This is a genomic window from Roseibium sp. RKSG952 (assembly GCF_009711355.1).
In genome coordinates this window covers 38,215-47,117 of the sequence record NZ_SMMF01000962.1, presented here as the reverse complement: position 1 = coordinate 47,117, position 8,903 = coordinate 38,215, and the positions used below count along the sequence as shown (strand labels likewise).

The following is an 8,903-nucleotide window of genomic DNA, read 5'->3' as shown; positions in this document are numbered from 1 at the left end:
CGGATATCACCATTGCTCATAGGTCCGCCCCCGCCAGCTGCAGCCGACGCTGCGAAATCCGCAAAACCCGCGCCTGAACCTGACTTTTGGCCGCACGGATCAGGCTGAGGTCATGAGTGGCGATCAGAACGGTTTTACCCATGCGGTTGAGTTCGACCAACAAGCGCAAAAGGCGCTGGGACATTTCCCAATCAACATTGCCGGTTGGTTCGTCCGCCAGAACCACATCGGGCGACAAGATAAGCGAACGTGCTAAGGCGGCACGCTGGCGCTCACCACCTGACAATTCCGGCGGATGAGCCTCCAGCCGGTTTCCCAGCCCGACCCAGTTCAGCAACTCATTTAGGTTGTCTTGTTCCGCATCCTGTGCACGTCCTGCAACCATCAACGGCAGGGCAACATTTTCGGACAGGGTCATGTGATCCAGAAAGTTGCAGTTCTGGTGCACAACCCCGATCCGGCGGCGCAGCAAGGCCATCTGATCCCGATCTAGGCCAGCGATGTCTTCACCAAAGGCGCTGATACGCCCCGATGTAGCCAGCAAGGCACCATAACAAAGCTTGAGCAAAGTCGTCTTACCGGCCCCGGATGGTCCGGTCAGAAAATGGAACGACCCCGGTTGCAACTGCACCGAAACATCGCTGAGCAGCTCTCCTCCGCCATAGCTGTAGCTGACATTTTCCAGCTCGATCACGCCTGTCCCCATATTTTCTGCCGCTCTTCTTGCCCGAGCGCGGCCTTGGTTTCAATGCCCGTGCCGAGTCCAATTGGTGACACTTGTGTCCTGAGACCAAAAACGCGCTTTGCTGTTGGCTCTTAACGGAATATCATCCCTGAAAAAACTACTATCAGGCCGACAGGCAGGCCGGGGAGGCAGTATGCGTCTAACATGTCCGAAGTGTAGTGCCCAATACGAGGTTCCGGACGAGGTCATTCCAGAAGAAGGCCGAGACGTACAATGTTCCAATTGTGAAGAGACATGGTTTCAGGCCAAGTATCCTGAGCCACAGGCTGAGGCCGCTCCGGCACAAGATGAGAGTGTCGAAGAGACCGAAAACGAAGAGGTCGCCGCTGAAGCCCCTGCCCCCGAGGCAGAGCCTGAACCCGCGCCGGCAGAAGAAGCCCAACCACCAAAGGAAAGCAACGGCAATGTAGATCCCGCTGTTGCCAATATCCTGCAGCAGGAAGCAGCCCGCGAAGCGGAACTGCGGGCGCAGGAAGGCTCGGGGCTGGAAAGCCAGCCGGATCTGGCGCTGGATCCTCCGGCCGAAGAGCCCGAGGTGGAGGCCAAAGAGCCCACGACGACCGAAACGGCAGAGGATGCCGGGCACAAGGACGTGTTACCGGATGTCGAGGCCATCAATTCGAGCCTGCGTTCCGATGAGACCGACAACCCATCAGCGGAAACCGAAGTCGCACCACGCAAATCCAGTGGGTTTGTACGGGGGTTTGTGCTGATCCTTGTGATCGGCGTGATTCTGTTCCTGGTCTACGGCAATGCATCACAGATCAGCGAGGCGGTTCCACAAGCCGAACCAGCGTTGCAGTCTTACGTATCACTGGTGGACCAAGCCCGTATCTGGCTTGAGACGCAGGCGGGTTCAGTTTCGCAATAACTCCAGAAACTCTGATCAGAACCGTTCAAGCAGACGCTTGAGGTATTCCAGTTCGATTTTCGGGCGGTCGGTCTCGCCTGTCCGACGACGGATTTCGTCCAACAATTCACGTGCCCGGCGATAGACGTCTTCGCCTTGTAGCAGGTTCTCATCAGTTGAAATCGAACCGGCCGCGCCCGGATTGCGACCCAGCGGATCGCGATTGTTGGCCTGCATATCGCCTTCCTGTGTGCCCTGGCCAGGTTGGTTTTGCTGGTTCTGGGCCATGGCTTCACCAAGCGCACGCATGCCTTCACGAAGTGCTTCCATCGCTTCGGACTGACGGTCGATGGCTTCGGCCAGATCTTCGCTGCGCAGCGCTTCTTCTGCCTCGTCCATGGCGCGACCTGCGCGGCCCAGCGCCTCGCGGGCAGCTTCACCCTCTTCCGTTCCTGCACCGGGCAGGCCTTGTTCCTGACGGCTCAATTCATCTCTCAGCGCCTGCTGGCGGTCTGCCAGCGTTCCCTGACCCTGCTGACCTTCGCCACCCTGCTGGTCGGCACCTTGTCCCTGACCACCCTGGCCTTCGTGACTCTGACCCCGGCCCTGTCCACCCGATCGGCCTTCGTTACCGGAGTTTTCACCCGCCTGCGCACCCGGATTAAACTGTTCCTGCAAATCGCGGAAAGCCTGATCGCTCAGGCCCTGCTGTTCGCGCAGAGTCTCGGCGAGCCCTTCCATTGCCTGCTGACCTTCGGATTGACCGCCCTCACCCTGACCTTGGGTGACACGCATGTTCTCCATCATCTGCTGGAACTCTTCCAACGCTTGCTGCGCCTCGGCCATACGGCCCTGTTCCATCAGCTCCTGAATACGATCCATCATCCGCTGCAGATCATCCTGCGTCATTTGCAGCGATTCACCGTTTTGCCCGGGCTGGCCTTCGTCACTTTCGTTTTCCTGCGCCAGACGCTGAAGCTGTCGCAGATAATCCTGCGTCGCGTCGCGCAGCTCCTGCATCAGTTCGGCAATCTCTTCGTCGCTGGCGCCGTTCTGCATCGCTTCGGTCAAACGCTCTTGCGCACGGCGCATGCGTTCCAGCGCATCAGCAAGAGTCCCCTCTTCGATCAGAATCGCGAGATCCCAAAGCGCTTGAGCAATTTCGGCTTGTTGTTCGGGCTTCAGGCCGAATTCATCAAAAGTCTCAAGCCTGCGCAGCAGTACGCGCAGGCGAAGATAAGCCGTCTCGGATCGGAACAGGCTTTCGGGACGATGCGAAACAGCCCGTAATATCTGCGCGACACGACCAGAGTTGTCACGAGCCCAAAGCAGATCGCGTCTCTGTTCGATCACCGCCGATGCAAGCGGGTCAAAGAAACGGCGCGCAGGCAATGCGGTCAGATAGGGTTCGGATTCCGACTGCTGATCAGAAGCGTCACGAACAGAAAGGGTAATCCTGACCGGTAGATGCGCCCAAGGGTGTTGAGAGAAATCCTCGATCAGATCCTCTTCAAATTCGGTACGGTCCCCGGTGATTGGCATCGGCAACTGGACGGTAATCGTCTCTCGCGGTTCCGGCTCGGCGGTCAGGCCATAGCGACGATCCACAGACGCCAGATCAAGCTCAATCCGGGCAGACCCCGATATCACACCGTAGTCGTCACTGGCGGTAAAGGGCAGTTTCATCTGACCACCCGCCTCGGCCTCGGCGATATCGGATACGGCGACCTGTGGCTGGGTGTCCGGAATGACATTCAGTGCCCAATCCCGCCCAGCCGGACCATCAATGCGCAACTGACCGGTGCGTTCGGCAACAAAATCCTGTTCCGGTTCTGTCGCAGCCTCAATCCCTGTCGACGATGCGGATTCCGTCAGGGTATGCGCCCCGACTTCCCCATAGAAGCGCAATGTTATGCGGCTGCCCTGAGGCACCGAAAGCGTCGGATCTGTCTGATCGGCCAGATACAAAGTAGGCAAACCGGTATAGCGCGGAGGCTCGACCCATCCTTCCCATGTCGGTCCCTGACCCGCCGTGGCTGTTCCCGGCGTCATCTCGGCAACTGATCCGATGCGCCAGAACGACCCGAAAAAGAACGCCACGACCAGCGCCAGCAATGCCGCGTAGCGCAACGCATAGGGATCGCGCGAAGCCAGCCGAAGATCCGGTTTGACGACACCTGCCTTCGAGGCCTTCTGCGCCATGCGTGTCTGGTGCGCTTGCCAGAGCGCGACAGAATCAGCGTCCATTGCACCGATGGCCTGATCATCCAGCAAGGCCTGAATGGGACGACCGGGCAGGGTTTCATCCAACCGCACGAGCGCTTCGGCACGCGTCGGGATATGGAATCGTCTGATTCCCCAAACTGCTGCCACCAGAAGCCCAAGCACCGCCAGCGCACTTACGGACCAGACAATTTCAACACCGACATGATCCTGCAGACCCAGCATCAAAGCGGCCAAAATGGCCATTGCCAGCGAAAAAAACGGCCAGAATGCGCGCCAAACCTGCTCGGCCAGCATCCCTGCATGCGTCAGCCACAGGGACAATCGGGGAATTGGCAGGTTTGATCTGTCGGTCAAGGCGGGCCTCCTGATCGGGCCCGCGCGTTCATCGCGTCAAAGCCACGAAGGTATGGTATCGCGGTTTATGATTTCGTCAAAGCTTGGCCGTTCACGAATTACTGCGAATTGATCGCCGTTTACCAGAACCTCTGGGATCAGCGGACGTGTATTGTATTCGCTGGCCATTACCGCGCCATATGCGCCCGCGCTGCGAAAGGCGATCAGATCACCGGATTTCAGCGGTGGCATGTTGCGCTGCTTGGCAAAGGTATCACCCGTTTCACAGACCGGCCCCACGATGTCATAGGGTTGCTGTTCAACGCCCGGAGCAGGCTCCTGCACCGCCACAATATCGTGATGCGCCTCGTACATCGCTGGACGGATCAGATCGTTCATTGCGCCATCGAGGATCAGGAAGTCGCGACCTTCTCCGGATTTCACATAAATCACTTTGCTGACCATCAAACCCGCATTCCCGGCGATCAAACGACCTGGCTCGATCTCGATCTCGCAGTCCAGATGACCGAGTGTCTTCTTGATCAGTGCACCATACTCCACCGGCAGCGGTGGCGCATCGTTGGAACGGGTATAGGGAATGCCCAACCCGCCCCCCAGATCAAGGCGGCGGATGTTGTGACCTTCGGCGCGCAGCTTTTCCGTCAGTTCAGCTACCTTGGTATAAGCCAGCTCAAAGGGCTCCAGCTCGGTCAGCTGCGAGCCGATATGGACGTCGATGCCAATCACCTCGAGGCCGGGCAGGCTGGCGGCATGGGCATAGACCTCAGATGCTCGTGCAATTGGAATGCCGAATTTGTTCTCGGATTTTCCCGTCGCGATCTTGGCATGGGTCCTGGCATCCACATCCGGATTCACCCGAACGGTGATCGGCGCAACCACACCCAACTCCAAAGCAACGGCGTTGATCACTTCCATCTCAGGTTCGGATTCGACGTTGAACTGGCGGATGCCGCCGCTCAGCGCGGTGCGGATTTCATCTGCCGTCTTGCCAACGCCCGAGAACACGATCCTGTCGCCGGGCACTCCGGCCGCTTTGGCGCGTAGATACTCACCGCCCGAAACCACATCCATTCCCGCGCCCGCCTGTGCCAGCGTCTTCAGGATTGCCTGATTGCTGGCCGCCTTCATCGCGTAACAGACGAGGTGATCGGTACCGTCCAGCGCATCATCGAACAGCTTGAAATGGCGCAGCAGCGTCGCAGTCGAGTAGACATAGAATGGCGTTCCGACCGCAGCAGCGATTTCGGAGATCGGTACATCCTCGGCGTAAAGCGCGCCGTCGCGGTAAAGAAAGTGATCCATGACAGCGCGCTTAGACTGAAATGCAAGCGTTGATCAATGGTTTTGAAGCGCCATCGCGCGCCTTTGAGGATTCAAATAAGGGCCCGAAACAAATTCGGATCCCTTTCAAAGAAACAATCAATCAAACTTCAGGAGTTAACCTCGTCGATCAACTCATCGTAGTAAGCGCACAAACCTGCCAGATCGCCAGATGTCTGTGCTTCTGTTGCTTTGGCCTGCATTTCAGTTGCAATCTCCTGCATGCGCGTAGGGTTCGTTGCAGCCAGCGTTTGCAGTGCTGTGGACAGTTCCAGCGCCTTGGACTGCGCATTCTCAGCAGTGCAGTCCTGATCCGCAGCAGACGCAATTCCGGCAGAGGCAGCAATCATTGCTGCGGCAATAAAGATTTTTTTCATTTTGTACTCTTGTGTGTTTACCTGATGAATTTTCAGGCACGGCCCTTTTGCTCAGGAACACCGGCACCAACAAGGGGGAAGAATCTGAAATTTAACCCATTGTAATAAAATATATTTTGCAGGCGTGCCGAATGGCCGAGCATTAGCGTACAGCTCCAGTTCGTAAACACAATTTGCGCAGTGGTTGCTGATTGACGCGTTACTTTCTGGTGGAAACACCAACGCGACCGTAGCCGGATATTGAGATGCCCGATTTCTTCGGTTCTGCCGCAGGTTCAGGGCGCGACTGATAAGACGGGTCGCAAGCTGCGAGCACAACAAGCGCGGTCAATACACCGATGAATTTCATTCTTTTTTGCCTCTGAATTTCTGTCATGAGGGCATGACCACCCAAAGGTGGGTGATCAGACCATGGTTTTCAATCGGGCGTCAGGTCAGAGCCCGAAAAAGACGCTGAGAGGGCCACGGTTTACACCCACGCCGCCACTGACATATGCACCGTTGTTTGAAACGCCGACATTTGCGTTCAGCGTTGGCTGAATGGGCTCGCCATCCGCCCCGCATCCCGACAGCATCGCAGTAGCGGCCACAAGAGCAATTGCGCGCAAAAGGGTCATCACAGGTTCGCCTTCCATCTTTCAATCTGGATACGGACCTGATCCGGTGCCGTACCGCCGTAAGATTGTCGCGAGTTTACCGAATTTTGTACGCCAAGAACAGAATAGACATCCTGCGTGATGTCCGCGTGAACCGACTGCATGTCGTCAAGCGTCAGGTCGGGCAGATCGCAGCCCTTGCTTTCCGCCATCGCAACCAGAGATCCGGTAACGTGGTGTGCATCACGGAACGGCAGGCCCAATACGCGGACCAGCCAGTCGGCCAGGTCGGTCGCGGTCGAAAACCCCGAGCCCGCTGCCGCGGCAAGGCTCTCGCGGTTGGCGGTCATATCCTTGACCATGCCTTCCATTGCTGCCAGCGCCAGCATCCAGTTGTCGGCCGCATCAAAGACCTGTTCCTTGTCTTCCTGCATGTCCTTGGAATAGGTCAGGGGCAGGCCTTTCATGACCATCATAAGACCGGTATTGGCTCCGTAAATCCGCCCCACCTTGGCGCGGATTAGTTCTGCAGCATCGGGGTTCTTCTTCTGCGGCATTATCGACGAGCCGGTCGAGAAGCGATCCGATAGAGATACAAAACGGAATTGGGCCGAAGACCAGATCACCAGTTCCTCTGCAAAGCGTGACAGGTGCATGGCACAGATCGACGCGGTCGACAGGAACTCCAACGCGAAGTCGCGGTCGCTGACGGCGTCCAGCGAGTTGGCAGCGGGGCGGTCAAAACCAAGAGCCTCGGCCGTCATATGGCGATCGATGGGAAAGGATGTTCCGGCCAGCGCAGCAGCGCCCAGCGGGGATTCGTTCATCCGGGCGCGGGCGTCGCGGACACGAGACAGATCGCGGCCAAACATCTCGACATAGGCCATCATGTGGTGACCCCACGTGACCGGCTGAGCGGTTTGAAGGTGGGTAAAGCCCGGCATGACCCAATCCGCCCCGGCCTCGGCCTGCGCCAAAAGCGCGCGGATCAGCGCCAGCAAGCCGCTCTCAGCAGCGTCCAACTGATCACGAACCCAGAGCTTGAAATCGGTCGCAACCTGGTCATTACGGCTGCGGCCTGTATGCAAACGGCCTGCGGGCTCACCAATGACCTCTTTCAGGCGCGCTTCGACGTTCATGTGAATATCTTCCAGTGCGGTTGAGAACTGAAATTCTCCGCTCTGGATTTCTGACAAAACGGTGAGCAGCCCTTCCCGAATAGCCTCGGCATCACTATCACTTATGACGCCTGTGGCAGCCAACATGGCGGCATGGGCGCGCGAGCCTGCGATGTCCTGGGCTGCCATCCGCTGATCGAACCCGATCGAGGCATTGATTGCCTCCATGATCGCGTCTGGACCGGCGGCAAAGCGGCCGCCCCACATCTGGTTCGAGGATTGATCGGTCATGTTGGAAAACCCGGAGTTGATATGCGCCTATTTCGTCTGATCCCCCTTTATATGGCCCTTGCGCTGGGTGCAAACGCCGCTTTGGCGACAGATGCCGAGACTCTTGGCCCACTGCGCGAAGGAAGTCTGAAACGCCTGATCCTGCACAAAGAGCCCAAGCCGGTCGAAGCTGTTGAGTTTCAGCTTGAAGATGACGGTGGTACTGCGTCACTTGAGGACTACAAGGGCAAGTACGTGCTGCTGAATTTCTGGGCCACATGGTGCGCCCCCTGCCGCAAGGAGATGCCGCAGATTGCCGAGCTTCAGGACGAGTTTGGCGGTGACAGTTTCGAAGTTCTGACATTGGCCACCGGACGCAACTCTCCTGCAGGAATCAAGAAGTTCTTCGACGAGAACGGCATCGACAATCTGCCCCGCCATCAGGACCCAAAGCAGGCCGTCGCAAGCAAAATGGGTGTGATTGGCCTGCCGATCACCGTGATCATCGACCCGGACGGCAATGAAATCGCCCGCCTGATCGGTGACGCGGAGTGGAATTCAGATAGCGCCAAAGCCATCATCTCGACCCTTGTAGAAGGCAACAGCTGACGGCACAGCCAGCCTCAAAGTTTTGTGCTACACTGAAACCGGCCCTGTGAAGGGCCGGTTTTTCCTTTGCTGACCAATAGAAGGGAGGCAGCGATGAAACCGGTAGTTCTGTTGATTGGACGTTTGCCGAACGTAATAGGCGATGTGGCACGGCAGTTGGATCATCTGCCGATCCAATGGCTGGGCGCTCATGATCAGGAAGAGGTCCGGCGGCAACTGGAGGCGGAACCGCGGATTGTCTGTGCCATCATGGGCGCAGGTCTTGATGACAAGATTCGCGGCGAAATGGTGGGCATCATTGCAGCACGCAGGCCTGACATTTGCATCCACCTCAAGGATCGCGCGTCAGGTCCCGAAGGCTTGGTGCCCTTCGTCGAACGCGTTGTGCAGCACGAGATTCTGGAAACTCTGGAAAACAGCTGACGCAACGCCACCTTT

10 protein-coding genes are annotated in these 8,903 nt (G+C 57.7%); 3 read left to right on the top strand and 7 right to left on the bottom strand.

What is annotated here, in order from left to right:
* Positions 1-16 precede the first annotated feature (16 nt).
* On the bottom strand, positions 17-694 hold the full coding sequence (locus E1297_RS44235; RefSeq protein WP_170332405.1) for an ATP-binding cassette domain-containing protein: 678 nt from the start codon (positions 692-694) through the stop codon (positions 17-19).
* A gap of 184 nt (positions 695-878) precedes the next feature.
* Between E1297_RS44235 and E1297_RS44230 the strand changes: the two genes are divergently transcribed.
* Complete coding sequence (locus E1297_RS44230; protein ID WP_155149813.1) at positions 879-1,616, top strand: zinc-ribbon domain-containing protein; 738 nt, start codon at positions 879-881, stop codon at positions 1,614-1,616.
* A 15-nt stretch (positions 1,617-1,631) separates the two neighbouring features.
* Here the strand turns inward: E1297_RS44230 and E1297_RS44225 are convergent, their stop codons facing one another.
* From E1297_RS44225 to argH, 6 genes are all read right to left on the bottom strand, one after another.
* A complete protein-coding gene (locus E1297_RS44225) occupies positions 1,632-4,175 on the bottom strand; it encodes a TIGR02302 family protein (RefSeq protein ID WP_209016358.1) in 2,544 nt (847 codons plus the stop codon).
* Between the two features lie 36 nt (positions 4,176-4,211).
* Positions 4,212-5,477, bottom strand: coding sequence for a diaminopimelate decarboxylase (gene lysA, locus E1297_RS44220; RefSeq protein ID WP_155149810.1), 1,266 nt, complete (start codon positions 5,475-5,477; stop codon positions 4,212-4,214).
* A 128-nt stretch (positions 5,478-5,605) separates the two neighbouring features.
* Complete coding sequence (locus E1297_RS44215; RefSeq protein ID WP_209016357.1) at positions 5,606-5,872, bottom strand: hypothetical protein; 267 nt, start codon at positions 5,870-5,872, stop codon at positions 5,606-5,608.
* Positions 5,873-6,071: 199 nt separating this feature from the next.
* A complete protein-coding gene (locus tag E1297_RS49345; protein ID WP_170332411.1) occupies positions 6,072-6,221 on the bottom strand; it encodes a hypothetical protein in 150 nt (49 codons plus the stop codon).
* An 85-nt stretch (positions 6,222-6,306) separates the two neighbouring features.
* Complete coding sequence (locus E1297_RS44210; protein WP_155149808.1) at positions 6,307-6,489, bottom strand: hypothetical protein; 183 nt, start codon at positions 6,487-6,489, stop codon at positions 6,307-6,309.
* Positions 6,489-7,877 carry an argininosuccinate lyase gene (gene argH, locus E1297_RS44205; RefSeq protein WP_155149806.1) on the bottom strand — a complete coding sequence of 463 codons (1,389 nt, stop codon included), beginning with the start codon at positions 7,875-7,877 and terminating at the stop codon, positions 6,489-6,491. The genes E1297_RS44210 and argH overlap by 1 nt, the downstream gene beginning before the upstream one ends.
* Before the next feature lie 21 nt (positions 7,878-7,898).
* On the opposite strand from argH, the gene E1297_RS44200 reads away from it, so the two are divergent.
* Together E1297_RS44200 and E1297_RS44195 are read left to right on the top strand one after the other, a co-directional pair.
* Positions 7,899-8,465 carry a TlpA disulfide reductase family protein gene (locus E1297_RS44200; protein ID WP_155149804.1) on the top strand — a complete coding sequence of 189 codons (567 nt, stop codon included), beginning with the start codon at positions 7,899-7,901 and terminating at the stop codon, positions 8,463-8,465.
* A 93-nt stretch (positions 8,466-8,558) separates the two neighbouring features.
* Complete coding sequence (locus tag E1297_RS44195; RefSeq protein ID WP_155149802.1) at positions 8,559-8,888, top strand: hypothetical protein; 330 nt, start codon at positions 8,559-8,561, stop codon at positions 8,886-8,888.
* Positions 8,889-8,903 lie beyond the last annotated feature (15 nt).